Here is a 19,543-nt window from a genome sequence, read left to right as displayed (position 1 = left end):
GCCTGTTATCGGTAGGAGGCTTTGGTACGGATACGGGAGACCGCGAGCAGCACGAGCAGGGTCGTGCCCATGAGGACCACGGCGACGGCCGCGCCGGTGAAGAGCGAGCCCCGGTCGGTGGCGGCGAAGATCTGCACCGGCAGGGGTGTCCAGTCCGGCGGGTAGAGCATCATCGTGGCGCTCAACTCGCCCATGGACAGGGCGAAGCAGAGCCCTGCGGCCGCGTTCAGCGACGGCAGCAGCAGCGGCAGCCGCACGCGCCACAGCACGTACGAGGGCCGGGCGCCGAGGCTGGCGGCGGCCTGCTCGTACATCGGGTCCAACCGCAGGATGGCAGCAGAAACCGACTGGTAGGCGAACGCCGTGACAAGAACGGTGTGCGCGAGGATCACGATCCAGCGCGTCCCGTTGAGCAGGAACGGCGGCTTGGAGAACGCGACGAGGATCGCGAGTCCGACGACCACCGAGGGGACGGCGACGGGCAGCACGAACAAGGCGTCCATGGCCCGCTTGCCACGCTTCTTCAGCGAGGCGGCGGCGAGGGCCGCCCAGGCCCCGACGGTGAGGGCGAGCACGCTGGCGGTGAGCGCGGTGACCAGGCTGGTGGTGAGGGCCTGGAGGGAGTCGCCGGTGGTGGCGGCGTCGTAGTGGCCGGTGGTGAAGCCGGACGGGAAGGCGCCGGACCAGTTGGTCGCGAACGAGGCGGCGACCACGACGAGCAGCGGCAGGGCGAACAGGGGCAGGAAGAGGACGAAGAACACGGTCCAGGTGGCCCAGCGGCCGCCTCGGCTATGCACCAACACGTCGGCTCACCACCCGGTAGAGGCCGTACAGGCCCACGGAGATCGCGATGTTGACGACGGCGACGACACAGGCGGCCGGGTAGTCCGACTCCAGGATCGCCTTGCTGTAGACGAGCATGGGGAGGGTGGTGACCCCTTTCGCGCCGGTGAAGAGCACGATGCCGAATTCGTTGAGGCACATCACGAGGACGAGCGAGCCGCCGGCCGCGAGCGCGGGCAGCGCCTCGGGCAGCACGACCCGCCGCACGATCCGGCCGGGCCGGGCGCCCAGCGAGGAGGCGACCTCCAGCTGCGCGGTGTCGAGCTGCGAGAACGCGGCGAGCAGCGGGCGCATCACGAAGGGCGTGAAGTACGTGATCTCCGCGAGGAGTACGCCCCAGGGCGTGGTGAGGAACTGGAACGGCCCCGAGTGCGCGCCGGTCACGTCCGTCCACAGCCCGTTGGCCATGCCGACGGTGCCGTAGATGAAGAGCAGGGCGAGCGTGATGAGGAAGGACGGGAAGGAGAGGAACACGTCGATGAACCGGGCGACGGCCTTCCCACCGGGGAACGGTACGAACGCGATGACCAGCGCGAGCACGAACCCCAGCACCAGACACCCCACGGTCGACCCCACGGCCAGCCACACGGTGGTCCAGAGCGCGTCCCGGAACGCGGCGGACGCGAACACGTCCTTGTAGGGCGCGAGGGAGACCCCGTCACCGCCGTCGGGCGTCAGCGACTGCTTGACGACGAGGGCGAGGGGATAGAGAAAGACGAGGGAGAGGGCGAGGACGGGGGGCAATGCCCAGAGGGCGGTGGGCAGGCGCCGCGCTTGCCCGGTGGCCCGGGGGCCGCGCCCACGCACGGACCGCAGGCGACCACCCCGTTCCGGGTGCAGGCGCTCACCGCCCAACCGCTGTGGGCAATCGTCCCGCTGGGCTGGGGGTCCCCCCTGCTCCTTAAGAGCTTGGGGGAGGGTGGGCACGCCCCCCGGTCCCGGATGCCCGGACACTGTGGGTCCAGTAGGACTACCCATCCCCGACCCCCGCAGACAGCAGCACCGCGTCCTCCGACGCGAAGTGGAGCGTGACCTCGTCACCGAGCGCCGGGGTCGTCTTGAGCTCGCGCAGGTCGGCTTTGATGCGGTGCCCGTCCACCTCCACGTACAACCGGTGCGTGGACCCGCGCCACTGGACCTCGGCGATCCGCCCGCGCAGGGCGTTCGGCCCGTCCCCGAGCCCGACGAGGTGCGGCCGGACGCACAGCGTCGCCGACGCCCCCACCGCGACCGACTCCGTGGCCACCGCCAGCGCCGTACCGCCGAACGACACGTACCCGGGACCGACCCGCACGGGCAGCAGGTTGGCGTTGCCGACGAAGGACGCCGTGAACTCCGTACGCGGCCGCCGGTACAGCTCCTGCGGCGTACCGCAGTCCCGCAGCCGCGCCCGGTCCATCACCGCGATCCGGTCGGCCAGGGTCAGCGCCTCGACCTGGTCGTGCGTGACGTACAGGATCGAGACGTCCGGCAACTCCCGGTGCAGCCGGGCGAGTTCGGTCAGCATGCCGGAGCGCAGCTGCGCGTCGAGCGCCGACAGGGGCTCGTCCAGGAGCAGCACCCCCGGCCGTATCGCCAGCGCCCGCGCGATCGCGACGCGCTGCTGCTGCCCGCCGGACAGCTCGCGCGGGTAACGCCGCGCGTACGCCGCCATCCCCGTCATCTCCAGCGCCTCGGCGACCCGCCCGGCGATCTCGCCCTTGGCGACGAGCTTCTGCGCCTTGAGCCCGAAGGCGACGTTGTCGGCGACCCGCATGTGCGGGAAGAGGGCGTACTGCTGGACGACCATCCCGATCCCGCGCCGGTGCGGCGGCAGCGCCGTGACGTCCCGGCCGCCGATGAACACCCGCCCGGAGGCGGGCCGCACGAACCCGGCGACCGCCCGCAGCGCGGTGGTCTTGCCGGACCCGGACGGCCCGAGCAGCGCCATGACCTCGCCGGGCTCGACGGTGAGGTCGAGCGAGTCGAGAACGGTGTTCCGGCCGTACGCGACGCTCACCCCGTCGAAGCGGATGCCGGTCACGACGCTTCCGCCCGCGCCAGCACGTCCGGCAGCTCCGCCACCGAGCCGAGCACGTGGGTGGCCCCCGCCTCGTACAGCGCGTCCTTGCCGTGGGCGCCGGTCAGCACCCCCGCGACGACCCCCGCCCCGGCCCGGACCCCGCTGAGCATGTCGTACGAGGTGTCCCCGGCCAGCGCGATCCGCCGCACCGAGTCCACCGCCCCGGTCCGCAGGAGCGCGGCGAGCACCATGTCCGGGTACGGGCGCCCCCGGCCGCCCGCGTCGGCCGGGCACAGGGTCAGCTCGACCAGGTCGCGCCAGCCGAGCGCGCCGAGGATGGCGTCCTGGGTGACGCGGGCGAAACCGGTGGTCAGGACGACCGTGCGGCCTTCGGAGCGCAGCCGCTCGATGGCTTCGCGGGCGCCGGGCAGCGCGCTGACGCGCCCGCCCGCGACGAGCTCCCCGTACGCCTCCTCGAAGGCGGTGTTGGCCTGCCGCGCCCGGCTCTCGTCCCCGAACAGGTGCCGGAAGACGGAGATCTTGGACTCGCCCATGGTGGCGCGGACGTAGTCGACCATCGTCTCGGGGTCCTCGCCGAGGCTGCGCGCGGCGGCCGCGAAGGCCTGCTCGACGAGTCCGCCGTCGGCGACGGTGGTGCCCGCCATGTCGAGCACGACCAGGTTGTACGTGGTGTTGCCCATCTTCATCGACTCCCTTACCAGCCCAGCTCGTTCGCGGTGCGCTCGGCGATCGCGGGCGAGCAGGTCATGCCGCGCCCGCCCGGTCCGGTGACCAGCCACACCCCGTCGCGCACCTGCTGCCGGTGGACCACCCGGGAGGTGTCGGTGCACTGCGCGTACACCCCGGCCCAGCGGTGCCGGATCTTCGGCAGCGGGCGGCCGAGGAAGGACTCGACGACACGGGTGAGGTGCTCGTACGGCTCCTCGGTGACGTCGAAGGCGAAGGGGTGCTCGTACTCGTGCGTGTCGCCGATGGTCAGCCCGCCGTCCTTGCGCTGGACCATCAGCAGCTGCATCTTGTGCGCGGCGGCCGTCGGGTCCTGCGCCTGGCCCGCGTTGAGCGCGTCGAGCGCCTCGCTGGCGTACGCCGGGTAGTAGCGGAAGCTGTCCGCGTCCGCGACGGACGTGGTCAGCGGCTCGCCGAGCGGCTCGGTCTGCATCATCTGCAGGCGTACGCGGCGTACGGGCAGGTCGGGCACCAGCTCCCGGACGAGGCCGCCGAGCCAGGCGCCCGTGCACAGGACGACGGCGTCGCCGGTGTGCACGTCGCCGTGGTCGTCACGCACGCTGTTCTGCCCGATGACCTCGCGGACTTCACGCCCCCCGAGGAAGGTGTACCGCCCCGACTTCAACAGCTCGTTCTTCAAGGCGAGTTGGGCGGTGCGGGGCTCCACGGCCGCGTCGCGCTCGCACCACAGGGCGGCGGCGAAGTCGCCGCGCAGGGCGGGGTTGAGGGCGCGCGCCTCGTCGGCGGTGAGCAGCTTGTAGCCACGCGCTGCCGCGTCCTCGCGCGCCAACGCGGCCTCGGCGACGGCCAGTTCGAGGTCGCCCCGGACCGGGGTGAGCGAGCCGCAGGGCCGGAAGCCCAGCTCCGGCACGCGCTCCCCGATGCCCTCCCACAGCTCACGGGCCCGCAGTGCGGTGTCCAGCTCCTCGCCGCCCGCCCGGCCGCTGACCCATATCTGCCCGAAGTTGCGGAGCGATGCCCCGCGCGCCTCGCTCTCCCGCTCGATCTGTACGACCTCGTGGCCGCGTTCCACTGCGTGCCAGGCGTGCATGGTTCCCACCACGCCGGCTCCAACGACGATGACTCTCACGGCGTGAACGGTCCTCGCGGCGGGTGGCCCGGACGGGTCGGGACGGCGACGGGACGGTGAACGCGCCTTCAATGTTGGGCTAGACCCGTTACCTTTACGTTATCAGCGGTGCGGGCTTTGAGTGAGTATGTCCCCTCAATCTCCCCTGTTCCCGAGGTGGGTGGTGAAGGAGAACCGATCGCCGCGGTAGAGGGTGCGTACGCGTTCCAGGGGCTGCCCGGCGGTGTCGCGGGAGACGCGGTGGATCAGCAGCATGGGGAGCGCGGGCGGGGTGCCGATGAGCAGTGCCTCGCGGGGGGTGGCGAGGACGGTCTCGATGCGCTCGTCGGCGTCCCCGAAGGCGATGCCGAGCCGGTCGTGGAGGTAGGCGTAGAAGGACGAGTCCGGGGTGAACTCGCTGTCCAGGCGCGGTACGCGGGCCACGGCGACGTACGTGCTCTCCAGCCCCATGCGCTCGTCGTCGGCGAGCAGTACGCGCTCCATGTGCCAGACGGGCTCACCGCGCTCAAGCCCGGTCTCGGCGGCGAGCGCGGGCGGGCAGGGGAACCGGTCGAGCGAGATGAGGCTGCGTCCGGGCCGCCGCCCCTGCCGCCGTACGCCTTCGGTGTAACTCGCGAGCGAGAGGGGCTGCTCCAGCTTGGGCCCGGCGACGACGGTGCCGCGCCCCTGCCGCCGCAGCCGCCCTTCGAGCAGCAGCTCGCGCAGCGCCTGCCGCACGGTCTCCCGGGCGACCTCGTACCGCTCGGCGAGATCCCGCTCGGTGGGCAGCGGCCCACCTTCCCCCAACTCATCGATGAGTGCGGCCACTTGGGCCTTCACGGCGTAATACTTAGGAATGCGCCCATGTTCCGGAATGCCGGACCGAATGGGGGCACCGGGGGCTTGGTCGTTCGGGTAGTCCACGGGGGGATCGTTGCACGTGGCGACACCTACGGGCGCAGCCCCCACCGCTGTGGACTGCGCGCGGCTTCCCGACCCCCGCCGCCGCTGTGAGCGTGCCGCCCATCCCCGCGCCGCTGTGGGCAATCGTGCCGCTAAGGGCGGCACGGGTGGGCACAGCGGCACCCCCGTCCCGCCGGGCTGCGCACCCCGCCTTGACCCCGCTCCCGCCGGAGTCGCGTCGTCCGCGGACCGTGCCGGGCTGGTCGCGCAGTTCCCCGCGCCCCTTCGGGGCACGGCACGTCAACGTCGCCGCAGCCGCCGCGCCCCGAAGACCAGCACCGCACCCCCGAGAACAAGCCCACCGGCGGCAACCGGACCGAACGGCGACCCAGGCCCGGTGTCGGCCAGCTCCGGCGGCCCCGCAAGCTGCGCCACCGGCACCTCCGGCGCGATCCCGAACCGATACCCCCCCGACTCCCCGACCCACTCCCCGTCATCCCCCCGCCGCTGCACGACCGCCGCGCTCACGGTCACCTCGTTCGGCCGCGTATCGGCCGCGAACCCGAGCCGCACCTTCACGGTCACGGTCTCCCCCGCCCCGATCACGAACCCGGGAAACCCGTCGTCGAACACCCCGATGTACTCGTCCGCGTCCGTCCGCTCGAACGGAACGGGCCGCGGCCGCCCGCCACCGCCCACCGCGTCGAAGAACTCCAACTTCGCCTGGGAGCCCTTGAGCGTCCGGTCCCGGTCGACGAGGACGACCACGGGGTGGATGTTGCGGCAGGTGTGCGCGCTGGTGTTGGTGAGGTCGACGTACCAGAGCTGCGCGCCCCCGCCGGGACGGTACTCGGCCGGCCCGCCGTGGATCCGCGTGTCCACGGGGAAGTCGGCACCGACCCGGTCCCCGCAGACGGGCTGGTTGGCGACGGAGAACGCCGCGTGCCCGTGCCGCCCGCGCGGCCCGCTCTCGTCGGCCGTCGCGGCCGCCGCACCCGACGTCCCGGTCAGCGCGGTGGCGGCGGTCACGGAGATGGCGAGGGCGTTGCGCAGTCGCATGAGGGACCTCTGCTGCTCGCGGGCGTACGTGCTCCGGGACCCTGCCACGCGGCCGCGCCGCCGCGCCCCAGCCACGCCCGCCCGCGCGGCGCCGGCCCCGTAAATCCGCCCGATCAGCCCAATATCGGAAGGTCGGACCAGCGGCCGGAAGCATGCAGCCGGGCGCCCCCGTCCCCGTCCCCGTGCCCGAACACCGGCCCCAGAATCAGCCGGGCCGCCCCCTCCGCCACCGCGTGCGGCCCGCCCGGCGCCACCGCCACGGGGATCGCCCGCGCGTCCCCGCCCCGGCGGGCCCGCTCCTCCAGGACCGCGCGCACTCCCCGTACGAAACCGTCCTGCGCGCCCATGACCGTACGGCCGCCGAGCAGGACGCGGTCGATGTCCAGCAGGCCGACGAGGTTCGCGGCGCCGACGCCCAGGAAGCGGGCGGCGGCCGCGATGTCGCCGCGGGCCACCGACATCAGGCACAGCGCCTCGATGCAGCCGCGCGCGCCGCAGCCGCAGGCGGGACCGCCGAGCAGGATCGTCTGGTGGCCGAACTCGCCCGCGCCGGTGCGCGAGCCGCGCAGCAGCGTGCCGCCCAGGACGAGGCCCGCGCCCAGGCCCGTACCGAGGTGGAGGTAGGCGAAGGAGTCGGCCGGGCCGCGCAGGGCCAGGCCCAGGGCGGCGGCGTTGGTGTCCTTGTCGAGGACGACCGGCAGGCCCAGGCGCGCGGCGAGCGCGTCGCGCAGCGGGAAGCCGTTCCACTGCGGGAAGCCGGTGATCCGGTGGAGCACCCCGGTGTGGTGGTCGAGCGGGCCGGGGCTGGCCACGCCGACGCCGAGTATCGGACGCCCGCCGATCAGCGACTCCGCCTGCTCGGCCGCGGCCCCCACCACCGTGTCGTGGCCCGCGCCGAGGTCGAGCGGCACGGTACGGACACCGACGAGCGTGCCCGCCAGGTCGACCAGGACCGCGGTGAGCTCGTCGCGGTCGAGGTGCAGCCCTATGGCGTGCCCGGCGGACGGCACCAGCTTGAGCACCGTGCGCGGCTTGCCGCCGGTCGAGGCGCGGCGGCCCGCCTCGGTCGCCGTCCCCTCCGCCCGCAGCCGCGCGGTGATCTTGCTGACGGCCTGCGGGGTGAGCCCGGTGCGCTCGGCGAGCTCCAGCCTGCTGATCCCGGCGTCCCCGGCCGTACGCAGCAGATCGAGCACCAGCGCGGCGTTGTGGCTGCGCAGGGCCGGCAGATTGGCTCCCGAGTTACTCCTGTTCACCCTCCCATTGTCTCCTGCGCTTGCACTTTGGCAACAGCGTTGCTTAAGTGGGCCCATGAACGCTCGTACGGACACCGGCTTCCGCGCCGGAACCGACCTCCGCGTCGGACTCGTGGGCTACGGCCTGGCGGGATCCGTCTTCCACGCCCCGCTGATCGCCGCGACCGAGGGGCTGGTCCTCGACACGGTCGTCACGTCCAGCCCCGAGCGCCGCGCGCAGGCCCGCGCCGAGCACGGCGACGGGCTGCGCTTCGCCGCCTCCCCCGACGAGCTCTTCGACGCCGGCCTCGACCTCGTCGTGATCGCCTCGCCGAACAAGACGCACGTGCCGATCGCCACCGACGCCCTCAAGGCCGGGATCCCGGTCGTCGTCGACAAGCCGCTCGCGGGCACGGCCGCCGAGGCGCGCGGCCTCGCCGCCCTCGCCGAGGAGCGCGGCCTGCTGCTCTCGGTCTTCCAGAACCGCCGCTGGGACAACGACTTCCTGACCCTGCGCGCGCTGCTGGCGTCCGGCGAGCTCGGCGAGATCCAGCGCTTCGAGTCCCGCTTCGAGCGCTGGCGCCCGCAGCCCAAGGGCGGCTGGCGCGAGTCGGGCGACCCGGCGGAGATCGGCGGCCTGCTGTACGACCTGGGCAGCCACCTCGTCGACCAGGCCCTGGTCCTGTTCGGCCCGGCGCTGCGGGTGTACGCGGAGGCCGACGTACGCCGTCCGGGCGCCCAGGCCGACGACGACACCTTCATCGCGATCACCCACGCGGGCGGTGTGCGCTCACACCTCTATGTGAGCGCGACGACAGCCCAACTGGGCCCCCGCTTCCGTGTCCTTGGCTCCACCGCGGGCTACGTCAAGTACGGCCTCGACCCCCAGGAGTCCGCCCTGCGCGAGGGCAGGCGGCCCGGCGACGGCGAGCCGTGGGGCCTGGAGCCGGAGGGGATGTGGGGCCGCGTCGGCTCCGGCGAGTCCCCGCTGACGGGCGGCGGCGGCCCCGCCCCGACCCTGCCGGGCGACTACCCCGCGTACTACACGGCGATCGCCGCCGCCCTGCGCGAGGGCGGCGAACCGCCGGTCACCGCACACGAGGCCGCGGCGGCCCTCGACGTCCTGGAGGCGGCGCGCAGGTCCGCGCGCGAGGGCGTGACGGTGGAGGTGGCGCTGTGACGGCCGTGTCCTTCTCGGTGCCCGAACTGGAGGCGCAGGAGGCCGAGTTGGAGCTGCCACGCTTCACGCACGAGGACGCGTGGGTGCTCGGCTCGCTCCTGCGAGAGCTGGCGGTGGCCCGCCGCGCCCCGGTGACGATCGACATCCACCGCGGCACCCAGCAGCTGTTCCGCTGCGCCCTGCCGGGCTCGACCCCGGACAACGACGCCTGGATCGACCGCAAACGCCGCGTCACCGAGCGGTACGCGGCCGCCTCCTACCTGGTGGGCGCCCGCTTCCGCGCCAAGAACACCACCTTCGAGGCCTCCTCCCGCCTGGACCCCGACACCTACGCGGCCCACGGCGGCGCGTTCCCCCTGCGGGTGACGGGCACGGGCGTCATCGGCACGGTGACGGTCTCGGGCCTGCCTCAGGTGGAGGACCATGCGCTGGTGGTGGAGGGGTTGCGGGTATTCATGGGGCGAGTGGGTTAGAGGGGGGTACGGGGGCGGGGCGACCCGGACCCTGGGGCCCGGTGGTCGGGAGCGGGGCAGCCCGGGCCCCGGCTCCCCGGGGACGGGGGCAGCCCGGGCCCCGGTGCGGAGCACGGCAGAGCGCGATCCGCACACCCGCACCCGCAACCCCGGCCCGGCGGCGCCTACGCGTCCTTGAGCTCCTGACGCTGTCGGCCCAGCCCCTCGACCTCCAGTTCCACCACGTCCCCCGCCCGCAGATACGGCTTCGGCTCCGACTGCCCCATCGCGACGCCCGCCGGGGTGCCCGTGTTGATGACGTCGCCGGGGTACAGGGTCATGAACTGGCTCACGTAGCGGACGACCTCCGCGACCGGGAAGATCTGGTCCGCCGTGGAGCCGTTCTGCTTCAGCTCGCCGTTCACCCACAGCCGCAGCGACAGCGCCTGCGGGTCCGGGACCTCGTCTCGGGTGACCAGCCAGGGGCCCAGCGGGTTGAACGTCTCGCAGTTCTTGCCCTTGTCCCAGGTGCCGCCGCGCTCGATCTGGAACTCCCGCTCGGACACGTCGTGCGACACCGCGTACCCCGCGACGTACGCCAGCGGGTCCTCGTCGTCGGCCACATAGCGGGCCGTGCGCCCGATGACGATCGCGAGCTCGACCTCCCAGTCGGTCTTCACCGACCTGCGGGGCACCAGGACCGTGTCGTTCGGGCCGACGACCGTGTCCGCCGCCTTGAAGAAGACGACGGGCTCGGCCGGGATCGCCGCCCCGGTCTCGGCGGCGTGGTCGTGGTAGTTCAGCCCGATGCACACGACCTTGCCGATCCGGGCGACCGGCGGGCCGACGCGCTGCCCGGCCGCGTCGAGCGCGGGCAGCACACCGGTGTCGGCCGCGGCCCGTATCCGGTCCAGGGCGAACTCGTCGGCGAGCAGGTCACCGTCGATGTCCGCCACGAGCCCGGACAGGTCCCGCAGGGTCCCGTCGGCGCCGAGCAGCGCGGGGCGCTCGTTGCCCGCCGTGCCTACGCGCAGCAGCTTCATGGTCTGTCTCCCTAGGTCGAGCCTGGCCCGGCCGATGGGTGGCGGCCATCGGAAGGATCGTTCGATCCTCCAAGGTCGGCGTCCACTCCGCAAGACCCCGTTCACACACTGGACCGTTACGCGGCAGTAGCCGCGGACGCCTCCCGGTACAGGTACGCCCGCTCCAGCGCCGACCACGCCGTGCTCGTCACCACGTACAGCGCGGCCGCCAGCGGCACCACCGCGACCGTGATCAGCGTGCCGAACGACATCAGCGGCATGAACTTCGTCATCGCGCCCAGACCCGGCACCCCCTCCTGCTGGTCGGCCGGGACCAGCGGCTGGGTCGCGAGCTGCCGCTTCGTACGCCGGTAGGTGAAGGTGGCGATTCCGGCGACGACGAGGAAGAGCCCTATGTAGACCAGGCCCTGGCCGCCTATGAGGCCGCCGTGGCCGAGCGCGTCCGCCCAGCGGCCGCGCAGCGGGGCGGAGAGCAGGGTGTGGTCGAGCAGCGTGGTGTGGCCGCCGCCGAAGCCGGAGTTCGAGAACAGCTGGTAGAGGAGGAAGAACGCGGGCAGCTGGAGCAGGCTCGGCAGGCACCCGGAGAACGGCGACACCTTCTCCGCCGCGTGCAGCTCCGCGACCGCCTCGCGCAGCCGCTCGGGGTCCTTGCGGTGCTTCTTGCGCAGCTCGGCCAGCTGCGGCTGGAGCTTGGCGCGGGCCTGCTGGCCCCGGGCCGCCTGCCGGGACAGGGGGTGCACGGCGAGCCGTACGAGCATGGTGAACAGCACGATCGCGGCGGCGGCCGCGGAGCCGTGGAAGAGCGGCTGGACCAGGTCGGCGAGGCGCTCGACCAGGCTGGCGAATACAGCGAATACGGACATGGGAAGCCTCCGGAGTCACGTCTGGGGGCGCGCGGTACGGAGCTGCGCTTCAGGGCGCAGGGCATACGTGCGTACGCGCGCGGGACAGAGCGGCGTGACAGCCCGGCGGAGGGCGAAGAGGAAAGAGGGGCAGCCCTACGCGGCCGTCATGGCGAGGCGGCCGGGGGCTCGGGGCCTGGGCCGCCCAGAGGCGTCGGGATCGCGCTGCGGCAGGAAGGCGGTGCGCCGCTCGCGGTCCCGTATCGCGGTGCGTATGCGCGTACGCGGCACCTTGGGCACCGCGCGGGAGGCGAGCAGTGCGCAGACGGCGAGGGCGGAGCCGACCGCGGCGGTGGCGGCCAGGGCGACGGCGCCGGAGAGGATGCCGCCCTCGATGAGGAGCAGCTCGGCGAGGAGGAAGAGGAGCAGGCCGAAGGAACAGCGCACCGATGCCATGCGGTTGCCGGTCATGCGTCCCCCCTCGCCCATGTCTTTGAGCATCCGCCCGAGCACATGTTGCCCGAGCGTGTGTGCCAACTCCTGACTCTCCTGCCGTTATACACGACGGCTCGGACAATCGGTCCGGCGGCCGGGAGCCGCACAGGTCAGGGATCAGCGCGGCCGCATCGAGGCGAGCTTCCCCCACACCACGAGCCGGTACCGGGAGGTGAACTCGGGGGTGCAGGTGGTGAGGGTGATGTAGTAGCCGCGCTCCCCGTATCCGTACTTCGTGCGGACGTCACTGCGCGGTACGGGCGCGATCACCGCGCTGTCCCGGGCGGAGGTCTGCGGCAGCGTCCTGTCCACCCGATAGGTGAAAACGGCGTCCCGCGTCTCGACGACGAGCTTGTCCCCGGGCCGCAGCCGGTTGATGTAGCGGAAGGGCTCGCCGTGGGTGTTGCGGTGCCCGGCGAGCGCGAAGTTCCCGGCCTGCCCGGGCTGCGCGGTCCCGGCGTAGTGCCCCGCGTACCCCTTGTCGAGGACGCCGCGCTTGCTGATGCCCTCGGCGACGGGGGCGGTGACGCCGAGGGAGGGGAGGCGGAGGACGGCGTAGGCGCGGTCGGGGTCGGCCGGGGTTTCGCGGGCAGGGGCGGCCGGGGCCGCCGGGTGCGGGGCCGCCGGGGTGGCGGGCCCGACGGCGCCCACGGGCGCGGCCTCGGGGCTCCGCCCCTCCACCTGGCCTCCCCACTCCCGCTCCAGCGACCGTACGGTCTGCCGGGCCTCGTGCCGGGCCTCGCGGTTGGTCCACCACAGCTGATGGGCGACGAGCAGGAGGAGGACGAGCCCGAGGGTGACGACGGCTTCGGCGCCCGCCCAGAGGGTGCGGCCGAGGGGGCGGAGCCGTACGGGCTCCCGGGACGGGGGCTTCCGTACTCCCCGCAGGGCGCGTGCGGAGGATGTACGCACTCCCCGTACGTACCGCAGGGCGCGTGCCAAAAAGGTCCGCCCCCGCGAGCGCCTCTGCACCACCACCGGTATCCGCACGCGCGCACCATAGGGGCTCCCCCGTCAACTCACCAGGGCCGGAACACCCCTCCGCTTGGGCCCCGCACAGCAGTACGGTGTCCCTCATGCGCCCCGACACGCCTGCCGATCACACCGATCACACCGCCGAAGCCGAGCGTCTGCTGCGCACCGCGGCGCAGTACCCCGAGGACCACGAGCCGCTCCTCCTCCAGGCGGCGGCCCACTTGGAGCTGGCCGGCGACCGCGAGCGAGCCACGACGCTCTACGACCGCCTCCTCGCCGCCGAGCCCGAGCACCCGGCCCTGATCAAGGCCTTCAAGGCGGCGAACCTCTGGGAGTACGGCCACGAGCCGGAGGCGCGGGCGATCATCGAGGGCATCCGCGGCTCGGCGCCCCGGGACCCGGCACCGTGGGAGATCGTCGCGGAGACGCTGGAGACGCACGACGAGCTGGACGCGGCGCACGCGACCCTGACGACGGCGCTGACGCTCCTGCTCCCCGCCGACGACCCGACGGCGGACATCCCGTACCCCACCCAGTCCTTGCTGACGGCCCGTCACCGCGTACGTCGTCTGCTGGCCCTGGACCACGACTCCTGGGACGAACTCGCGGACCGCCTCCACCGCGCCGAGATCACCCTGGACGAACTCCACGACCCCAAGCGCCTGTGGTCCCTGGGCTCGGACGACCCGGCGGAGCTGAAGGCGGAACTGGCGCGCCTGCGAACGGAGTTGGGTACGTACCGAGCGGCCCTCTCCCGCCCGTTCCCGGTGGCGGTCCTGCACTGGCCGGCCCCGGAACTGGACGAACTCCTCACGGCCTACCCGTCCTTGTCCACGGAATACCCCACCCACGCGGCCCACCTCCTGGATATCGAGGCGTCCCTACGAGAACTGTCGGCCACGGGAACGGCCAACCTGGGCATCGTGACAGGCACAGTCCCGTCCTACGAGGCCTTCGCAGCATCGGAATCCTCGTCCCCGTCGAACGCGGACCTCCTCCCCCAGTACGCCACGACCCTGGCGGCCCGGGGGCGGGCTGTGGCTTGGCCGCCTCGGCGGGGGGAGGCTTGTTGGTGTGGGTCGGGGGTGGGGTACGGGGAGTGCCACGGGGCGATGTGACCAGCCGCCGTCTGCGGTGTCATGACGGAATCAAAGCCCAGAGGTCAGGCGGGAGACCGGATGCGGGCAGCCTGACGGCGCCCATTAGCCTCGGAGTGGACAGTCCACAGAGGCGCAGGAGGCACGACATGGCCAAGGTTCCGGCAGCAGTTATCGCCGCGGGTGGGCTCGTGGGTGGGTATGCCACCGCCCGGTGGACCAAGAAGCGGCCGCTCGGTGGGGTGGCGCTGGCCGCCGCCGGGGCCGTGGCCGCTCGGGAGTGGAAGCAGGCGGCCGGGACCAAGGCGGCCGTCGGGCTCACCGCGGCCTATGTCGCCGCGTTCGCCGGGTCGCACCCCCTCGCCAAGAAGGTCGGCGCCTGGCCGTCCGTGTTCGCTGTGGCGGGTGGGGTTGCCGTGGCCTCCTGGGCCGTCACCAGGAAAAATGCCTAGCCGAGAACGGGAACCGTTTGAACGCTGGGGACGACTCGTACGTACGTAACACCGCACACTGCGACTCCCCGCAGGATGGACCGCTGGGTGCGTGGCCACGCAGAGCAGGGACAGGACTGCCGGTCACGCGCCCAGCAGGGGAGCTGAAGCAGCCGCTGCCCGCCGGGGTTGCCAGGTGCGCCCAGCACGTGGAGGCCCCCGGTCCCGGGCAACACCCCGCTTCCCGGCCGCCAGGTCCCGCACCACACCCCCGGCCCCCAAAAGAGCGCGCCCCCCCCTACCCCCCAACCCCCCTAGCCACCGCAAAGATCACCACCCCCGCCAGCGCCCCCACCACCGTCCCGTTGATCCGGATGAACTGGAGGTCGCGGCCGATGTGGGCCTCGATCTTGCGGGACGTGTCCGTCGCGTCCCAGGAGCGGACCGTGTCCGTGATCAGGGACGTGATCTCCGCGCGGTACGTGGAGACCACGTACGCCGCCGCGTCCTGGACCCAGCCGTCCACCTTCGACTGGAGGCGGGTGTCCGTCGACAGGCGGGCGCCCAGGGACAGCAGGGACGCCCTCGCCCGCAGGCGCAGCTCGCTGCGCTCGTCCTCCGCCGCCGCGATGATCATCGCGCGGACGGACGACCATGCCGACGCGATCACGTCCTGGACCTCGGGGCGGGACAGGACGTCCGACTTCAGGCGTTCCACCTTCGCCCGCGTCTCCGTGTCCGACTGGAGGTCCGCCGCGAAGTCCGCCAGGAAGCGGTCCAGGGCCCCCCGCGCCGGGTGCGACGGCATGTCCCGCATCTCCGTTACGAAGCGGAGCAGTTCTTTGTAGACCCGTTCGCCTACCTTTTTGTCCACGAAGCGTGGCGTCCAGCCCGGTGCGCCTCCCTGCACCGCCTCCATCACCGAGTCCCCGTGCAGCACCAGCCAGTCGTGCGCCCTCGCGCACACCAGGTCCACCACCCGGCGGTGGCCGCCGTCCGCGACCACCTTCTCCAGGGTCTTGCCGATGCCCGGGGCGATCTCCGCCGCGTCCGCCCGGCGGGTGATCGCCTCGCCCACCACCGCCTGGACGTCCGAGTCCCGCAGGACGGTCAACGCGCCGCGCAGTGCCGTCGCCAGTTCTGACGTCACCCTGTCCGCGTGGGACGGCTCCGCCAGCCACGTGCCCATCCGGGCGCCTATTCCCAGGGCGCCCAGTCGTGTACGGACCACCTCCGGGGAGAGGAAGTTCTCCCCCACGAACGAGCCCAGTGACTCGCCCAGCTGGTCCTTCTTGTTCGGGATGATCGCCGTGTGCGGGATCGGGACGCCCAGCGGGTGGCGGAACAGGGCCGTCACCGCGAACCAGTCCGCCAGCGCGCCCACCATCCCCGCCTCCGCCGCCGCCGCGACGTACGCCGCCCAGGAGCCCGCGCCCGAGCGGTCCGCCCAGGTCGCGAGGGCGAAGACCAGCGCCACGAAGAGCAGCAGGCCCGTCGCCGTGGCCTTCATCCGGCGCACGCCGCGGCGCTTCTCCTCGTCCGCCTCCGTGTACGAGAACGGGGGCAGGTGCGCGGGGTCCGCCGCCCTGGCCGATTCAGTACGTTCCATTCGCTCCGCCCGTCCGCGCGCACGCACCACCCCGTACGCAATTGTCCCTACATGAGGGACTCCCGGGGCGCACGTCGAGTTCCCCCAGGAAGGGTGAACCAGGAAGGGTGAACCCGCCGAAGCCGCTCAGCCCAGTTCCTTGCGGGGCGCCCCGCCCACCCCCCGCTTCGCCGCCTTCCGCGGCTTGCGCTCCACGCCGATGCCGCCCATCAGGGCGAATCCCGTCACCGTCACCCGCGGCGAGCCCGGCGTGCCCTCGCCCGTCGCCTTGTCGCCGAAGCCGCCCATCAGGCCGAAGCCGCGGACCCGCACCGTCAGCTCGGGCGGGACCGTCACGCCCATGCCGCCCATGATCGTGAAGCAGCGGATCACCGTCTCGGCGGACTCGAAGCGGGCCTCGCGCAGGTCGATCTCGCCGCCGCCCCACATCGCGAACGCGGTGAACTTCCGGCCGACCGTCCACGTGCCCTTGCGGCCGAACCCGCCCCAGAACGCGAAGGCGCCCCGCGAGGTCGCCGTGCCGCCGATCCTCGACGGCCAGTCGACGGCTCCGGAATCAGGAGCGGCTGGAGCCGGTGTACGTACGCCCGGCGTCGGCAAGTCCCGTACCAGCGGCGCCAACTCCCCGTGCGTGCGCGCCTTGTACGCCGCCTCCAGGCGCTCCTCGAACTCCTCCATGTCGAGCCGTCCCTCGGCCACCGCGTCGCGCAGCGCCTCCGCCACCCGCTCGCGTTCCGCGTCCGATGCCCGCATCTCGGGGAGATCCGCCCCCGAGGCCCCCGAAGGTTCACTCGTCATACCGCCAGCCTAATGAAGGCCCCGGTCGGCGTACATCCGGGCGATCACCGACTCGATGTCCGGCTCCCGCACCGAAAGGTCGACCAGCGGGTACCGCTCCGCGATCCTCGCCACCAGCGGCGCCGCCGACGCCGACGCCGGGAACGCCAGCCACTGCCTCGGCCCCTCGACCTTCACCACGCGCGCGTCCGCGAGCTCGATCGGCGCCAGCTCGCGCTCCAGGTCGACCACCAGGGTGCGCTCGCTGCCCCCGACCTCGTGCAGCCCGGCCAGCGCGCCCTCGTACACCAGACGGCCATGGTCGATCACCATCACGCGCGCGCAGAGCTGCTCGATGTCGGTCAGGTCGTGCGTCGTGAGGAGGACCGTCGTGCCGCGCTCCTTGTTCAAGTCCTGCAGGAACGTGCGTACTTTCGCCTTGCTCACCACGTCCAGGCCGATCGTCGGCTCGTCCAGGTACAGCACCTCCGGGTCGTGCAGCAGGGCCGCCGCGATGTCGCCCCGCATCCGCTGGCCCAGCGAGAGCTGGCGCACGGGGACGTCCAACAGCTCGCCCAGGTCGAGGAGTTCGACGCAGCGGTCCAGGTTCGCGCGGAAGCGGTCGTCGGGGATGCGGTACATGCGGTGGGCCAGGCGGTACGAGTCGTACAGCGGCAGATCCCACCAGAGCGTGGTGCGCTGGCCGAAGACCACGCCGATGCGGCGGGCCAGGCGGGTGCGCTCGCGGGAAGGGTCGAGGCCCGCCACGCGCACCCGGCCGCCGCTGGGGGTCAGGATGCCGGTGAGCATCTTGATGGTGGTGGACTTCCCGGCGCCGTTGGGGCCGATGTAGCCGACCATCTCGCCGCGTGCCACCGAGAAGGTGATCCCGTCGACCGCCCTGACCTGCTTGCGCTCGCGCCGCAGCCGCCGCCCGTTCTTGCGGCGCACCTCGAAGACCTTCTCGACGCCGTCGAGTTGGATCACGTCACCCATGGCTCACTCCCGTCAGCTTCCCGTGCTCCGGTACGCCCGCAGGCCCGCCCGCCACGCGGCCCCCGCCAGCGCGCAGCAGCCCGCCGCCACCAGTGGCGGGGTGAACGCCAGCCAGTCCGGCAGGTCCAGCGGGTACGGCCGGCCGAGCACGTACATCGCGGGCAGCCAGTTGACGAAGGCCAGCGGGACCACGAAGGTCACCCCGCGCACCATGTCCTTGGCGAAGACCGTCGGCGGGTACTGGAGCAGCGTGTTCCCGCCGTACGTGAAGGAGTTCTGCACCTCGGAGGCGTCCTGCGCGACGAACTGGAACGCCCCGCCCGCCACGAACACCGCCGCGAAGATCGCGCCGCCGCTCAGCAGCATCAGCGGGATCATCAGCGCCCGCAGCGGCGTCCAGTGGACGTCGAGCGTCAGCAGCGCGTAGCCGAGGACCAGCAGGCCCTGCGTGATCCGGCCCAGGCGGCGCAGCGCGAACCGGTCCGCCGCGACCTGGGCGAGCACCGGCACCGGGCGCACGAGCAGCGTGTCGAGCGTGCCGTCGCGCACCCGCCGCCCGAGCCGGTCCATCGACCCCATCACCAGGTCCGCGAGCCCGAACGCGGCGCCCGACGCGCCGTACAGGAACGCCACTTCGGGCAGCGTGTAGCCGCCCAGCGCGTCGATGTGCGAGAACATCAGCAGGATCGCCACGAAGTCGAGCCCGGTGGCCAGGAAGTTGCCCAGCGCCGTCATCAGGAAGGACGCCCGGTAGGCCAGCGTGGAGCGGATCCACATGCCGGCGATCAGGCGGTACGCGCGGACGCCCTCGGCGGCGCCGCGCAGCCGCCCGGCGGGCGCGTCAGTCCGCCGAACCGTCACTTCGGCCACCGTCTCAGCCACCCTGCACCACCACCCGCCGCGTCGCCGCCGCCTGGAGCAGGCGCCCGGCGCCGAGCAGCAGCGCGGCCCAGCCGAGCTGGAAACCGTACGCCCGCGCCAGGCCCCAGCCCGTGTGGCGGCCGAGCAGGACGTCGGCCGGGATCTGGAGCAGCGACGACCAGGGCAGCGCCCGGGCCACCTCGCCGAGGGCGCCGGGGAACACGTTGAGCGGCAGCAGCATCCCGGAGAAGAAGATCCCGCCGAGCCAGGCCATCTGCGCCATGCCCGCCCCGTCGAGCAGCCAGAACGCGGAGAGCGCCACCAGATAGCGGATCGAGAAGCTGACCAGGACACCGAGGAGGACGGCGAGCAGGAACGCCAGCCAGGTGCGCGGGTCGGCGGGCAGCGCCAGGTCGAAGGCGAGCGCGCCGAACGCCAGCGGCACCAGACCCCGCCCGAGCAGATGGAAGGCCGCCCGGCCCACGTCGCCCGCCAGCCACCACAGTTGGAGGTCGGCGGGGCGGTACAGGTCGATCGCGATGTCACCCGTACGGATGCGTTCGATGAGCTCGTCCTCGAAGCCGCCGCCCATCATGGCGACCGTCATCATCAGGGCCTGTCCCAGCCACACATAGGTCAGTGCCTCGGCCTGGTCGTAGCCGCCCAGACGCGGCCGGACGCTCCACAGGGCCATATAGGTGTACGCCATGATCGCGCCGAAGACGGTGTTGGTGAACACCCCTGCCGCCGTGGCGATCCGGTACGTCGTATGGCGCCGGAACCCACCTGCGGCAACGATCGCATAGAGCCGCATCACGCCACCTCCCCGTCCGGTCCGTGTATGAAGGGGCCATGTCCCCGCGCACCAAAGCGCACGACCCTAGTACCGCCCGGCGGCCCACCGCGACGGCTTTTCCACGGCCGGGCGTG

Annotated in this window: 21 protein-coding genes; 4 read left to right on the top strand and 17 right to left on the bottom strand. The window is 72.8% G+C overall.

What is annotated here, in order from left to right; translation table 11 throughout:
- Positions 1 to 5: 5 nt before the first annotated feature.
- The 8 genes from QIY60_RS17815 to QIY60_RS17780 form a co-directional block, all read right to left on the bottom strand.
- A complete protein-coding gene (locus QIY60_RS17815; protein ID WP_283143340.1) occupies positions 6 to 803 on the bottom strand; it encodes an ABC transporter permease subunit in 798 nt (265 codons plus the stop codon).
- A complete protein-coding gene (locus tag QIY60_RS17810) occupies positions 790 to 1,650 on the bottom strand; it encodes a 2-aminoethylphosphonate ABC transporter permease subunit (protein ID WP_283143339.1) in 861 nt (286 codons plus the stop codon). The genes QIY60_RS17815 and QIY60_RS17810 overlap by 14 nt, the downstream gene beginning before the upstream one ends.
- A 163-nt stretch (positions 1,651 to 1,813) precedes the next feature.
- On the bottom strand, positions 1,814 to 2,866 hold the full coding sequence (locus QIY60_RS17805) for an ABC transporter ATP-binding protein (protein ID WP_283143338.1): 1,053 nt from the start codon (positions 2,864 to 2,866) through the stop codon (positions 1,814 to 1,816).
- Positions 2,863 to 3,552, bottom strand: a complete 690-nt coding sequence (locus tag QIY60_RS17800; RefSeq protein ID WP_283143337.1) for a phosphonatase-like hydrolase — start codon at positions 3,550 to 3,552, stop codon at positions 2,863 to 2,865. Before QIY60_RS17800 ends, QIY60_RS17805 begins: the two co-directional genes overlap by 4 nt.
- Before the next feature lie 8 nt (positions 3,553 to 3,560).
- Complete coding sequence (locus QIY60_RS17795; RefSeq protein ID WP_283143336.1) at positions 3,561 to 4,682, bottom strand: TIGR03364 family FAD-dependent oxidoreductase; 1,122 nt, start codon at positions 4,680 to 4,682, stop codon at positions 3,561 to 3,563.
- Between the two features lie 135 nt (positions 4,683 to 4,817).
- Positions 4,818 to 5,585, bottom strand: coding sequence for a GntR family transcriptional regulator (locus tag QIY60_RS17790; RefSeq protein WP_283143335.1), 768 nt, complete (start codon positions 5,583 to 5,585; stop codon positions 4,818 to 4,820).
- Between the two features lie 279 nt (positions 5,586 to 5,864).
- Complete coding sequence (locus tag QIY60_RS17785) at positions 5,865 to 6,623, bottom strand: hypothetical protein (RefSeq protein WP_283143334.1); 759 nt, start codon at positions 6,621 to 6,623, stop codon at positions 5,865 to 5,867.
- A gap of 113 nt (positions 6,624 to 6,736) precedes the next feature.
- Positions 6,737 to 7,876, bottom strand: a complete 1,140-nt coding sequence (locus QIY60_RS17780) for an ROK family transcriptional regulator (RefSeq protein WP_283143333.1) — start codon at positions 7,874 to 7,876, stop codon at positions 6,737 to 6,739.
- Between the two features lie 55 nt (positions 7,877 to 7,931).
- On the opposite strand from QIY60_RS17780, the gene QIY60_RS17775 reads away from it, so the two are divergent.
- Positions 7,932 to 9,035 carry a Gfo/Idh/MocA family oxidoreductase gene (locus tag QIY60_RS17775; RefSeq protein WP_283143332.1) on the top strand — a complete coding sequence of 368 codons (1,104 nt, stop codon included), beginning with the start codon at positions 7,932 to 7,934 and terminating at the stop codon, positions 9,033 to 9,035.
- Complete coding sequence (locus QIY60_RS17770; protein ID WP_283143331.1) at positions 9,032 to 9,508, top strand: heme-degrading domain-containing protein; 477 nt, start codon at positions 9,032 to 9,034, stop codon at positions 9,506 to 9,508. Before QIY60_RS17775 ends, QIY60_RS17770 begins: the two co-directional genes overlap by 4 nt.
- A gap of 164 nt (positions 9,509 to 9,672) precedes the next feature.
- Here QIY60_RS17770 and QIY60_RS17765 read toward each other — a convergent pair whose 3' ends face one another.
- The 4 genes from QIY60_RS17765 to QIY60_RS17750 all read right to left on the bottom strand — a co-directional run bounded on the left by QIY60_RS17765 (position 9,673) and on the right by QIY60_RS17750 (position 12,755).
- Entirely contained in the window at positions 9,673 to 10,530 is an 858-nt protein-coding gene (locus QIY60_RS17765; protein ID WP_283143330.1) for a fumarylacetoacetate hydrolase family protein, read from the bottom strand.
- 116 nt (positions 10,531 to 10,646) lie between these two features.
- Positions 10,647 to 11,393: a YidC/Oxa1 family membrane protein insertase gene (locus tag QIY60_RS17760; RefSeq protein ID WP_283143329.1), complete on the bottom strand. Its 747-nt coding sequence runs from the start codon at positions 11,391 to 11,393 to the stop codon at positions 10,647 to 10,649.
- 135 nt (positions 11,394 to 11,528) lie between these two features.
- Complete coding sequence (locus QIY60_RS17755; RefSeq protein ID WP_283143328.1) at positions 11,529 to 11,843, bottom strand: DUF6412 domain-containing protein; 315 nt, start codon at positions 11,841 to 11,843, stop codon at positions 11,529 to 11,531.
- A gap of 141 nt (positions 11,844 to 11,984) precedes the next feature.
- Positions 11,985 to 12,755, bottom strand: a complete 771-nt coding sequence (locus tag QIY60_RS17750) for a class E sortase (RefSeq protein WP_283145984.1) — start codon at positions 12,753 to 12,755, stop codon at positions 11,985 to 11,987.
- 188 nt (positions 12,756 to 12,943) lie between these two features.
- On the opposite strand from QIY60_RS17750, the gene QIY60_RS17745 reads away from it, so the two are divergent.
- Positions 12,944 to 13,960 carry an SEC-C domain-containing protein gene (locus QIY60_RS17745; protein WP_283143327.1) on the top strand — a complete coding sequence of 339 codons (1,017 nt, stop codon included), beginning with the start codon at positions 12,944 to 12,946 and terminating at the stop codon, positions 13,958 to 13,960.
- Between the two features lie 128 nt (positions 13,961 to 14,088).
- Positions 14,089 to 14,391, top strand: coding sequence for a hypothetical protein (locus tag QIY60_RS17740; RefSeq protein ID WP_283143326.1), 303 nt, complete (start codon positions 14,089 to 14,091; stop codon positions 14,389 to 14,391).
- A 277-nt stretch (positions 14,392 to 14,668) separates the two neighbouring features.
- Here QIY60_RS17740 and QIY60_RS17735 read toward each other — a convergent pair whose 3' ends face one another.
- The 5 genes from QIY60_RS17735 to QIY60_RS17715 form a co-directional block, all read right to left on the bottom strand.
- On the bottom strand, positions 14,669 to 15,979 hold the full coding sequence (locus QIY60_RS17735; protein WP_283143325.1) for a DUF445 domain-containing protein: 1,311 nt from the start codon (positions 15,977 to 15,979) through the stop codon (positions 14,669 to 14,671).
- Positions 15,980 to 16,105: 126 nt separating this feature from the next.
- Entirely contained in the window at positions 16,106 to 16,732 is a 627-nt protein-coding gene (locus tag QIY60_RS17730; protein WP_283145983.1) for a DUF1707 domain-containing protein, read from the bottom strand.
- A gap of 54 nt (positions 16,733 to 16,786) precedes the next feature.
- Positions 16,787 to 17,752 (bottom strand): ATP-binding cassette domain-containing protein, encoded by a 966-nt coding sequence (locus tag QIY60_RS17725; protein WP_283143324.1) that lies wholly within the window; start codon positions 17,750 to 17,752, stop codon positions 16,787 to 16,789.
- A gap of 12 nt (positions 17,753 to 17,764) precedes the next feature.
- On the bottom strand, positions 17,765 to 18,613 hold the full coding sequence (locus QIY60_RS17720) for an ABC transporter permease (protein WP_283145982.1): 849 nt from the start codon (positions 18,611 to 18,613) through the stop codon (positions 17,765 to 17,767).
- A 13-nt stretch (positions 18,614 to 18,626) separates the two neighbouring features.
- Entirely contained in the window at positions 18,627 to 19,427 is an 801-nt protein-coding gene (locus QIY60_RS17715) for an ABC-2 family transporter protein (protein WP_283143323.1), read from the bottom strand.
- Between the last annotated feature and the right edge of the window lie 116 nt (positions 19,428 to 19,543).

It is taken from the genome of Streptomyces sp. BPTC-684 (assembly GCF_030028635.1).
Taxonomy (GTDB): Bacteria; Actinomycetota; Actinomycetes; order Streptomycetales; family Streptomycetaceae; genus Streptomyces; species Streptomyces noboritoensis.
The sequence above is the reverse complement of the archived record's forward strand: the minus strand, read 5'-3'. Positions and strand labels throughout refer to the sequence as shown.

Bases quoted from the DNA above. Each gene is read 5' to 3' on its own strand.
- QIY60_RS17800 (WP_283143337.1), bottom strand. From the start codon at position 3,552: ATGAAGATGGGCAACACCACGTACAACCTGGTCGTGCTCGACATGGCG.
- QIY60_RS17785 (WP_283143334.1), bottom strand. From the start codon at position 6,623: ATGCGACTGCGCAACGCCCTCGCCATCTCCGTGACCGCCGCCACCGCG.
- QIY60_RS17775 (WP_283143332.1), top strand. From the start codon at position 7,932: ATGAACGCTCGTACGGACACCGGCTTCCGCGCCGGAACCGACCTCCGC.
- QIY60_RS17765 (WP_283143330.1), bottom strand. From the start codon at position 10,530: ATGAAGCTGCTGCGCGTAGGCACGGCGGGCAACGAGCGCCCCGCGCTG.
- QIY60_RS17760 (WP_283143329.1), bottom strand. From the start codon at position 11,393: ATGTCCGTATTCGCTGTATTCGCCAGCCTGGTCGAGCGCCTCGCCGAC.
- QIY60_RS17755 (WP_283143328.1), bottom strand. From the start codon at position 11,843: ATGACCGGCAACCGCATGGCATCGGTGCGCTGTTCCTTCGGCCTGCTC.
- QIY60_RS17745 (WP_283143327.1), top strand. From the start codon at position 12,944: ATGCGCCCCGACACGCCTGCCGATCACACCGATCACACCGCCGAAGCC.
- QIY60_RS17740 (WP_283143326.1), top strand. From the start codon at position 14,089: ATGGCCAAGGTTCCGGCAGCAGTTATCGCCGCGGGTGGGCTCGTGGGT.
- QIY60_RS17735 (WP_283143325.1), bottom strand. From the start codon at position 15,979: ATGGAACGTACTGAATCGGCCAGGGCGGCGGACCCCGCGCACCTGCCC.
- QIY60_RS17730 (WP_283145983.1), bottom strand. From the start codon at position 16,732: ATGCGGGCATCGGACGCGGAACGCGAGCGGGTGGCGGAGGCGCTGCGC.
- QIY60_RS17725 (WP_283143324.1), bottom strand. From the start codon at position 17,752: ATGGGTGACGTGATCCAACTCGACGGCGTCGAGAAGGTCTTCGAGGTG.
- QIY60_RS17715 (WP_283143323.1), bottom strand. From the start codon at position 19,427: ATGCGGCTCTATGCGATCGTTGCCGCAGGTGGGTTCCGGCGCCATACG.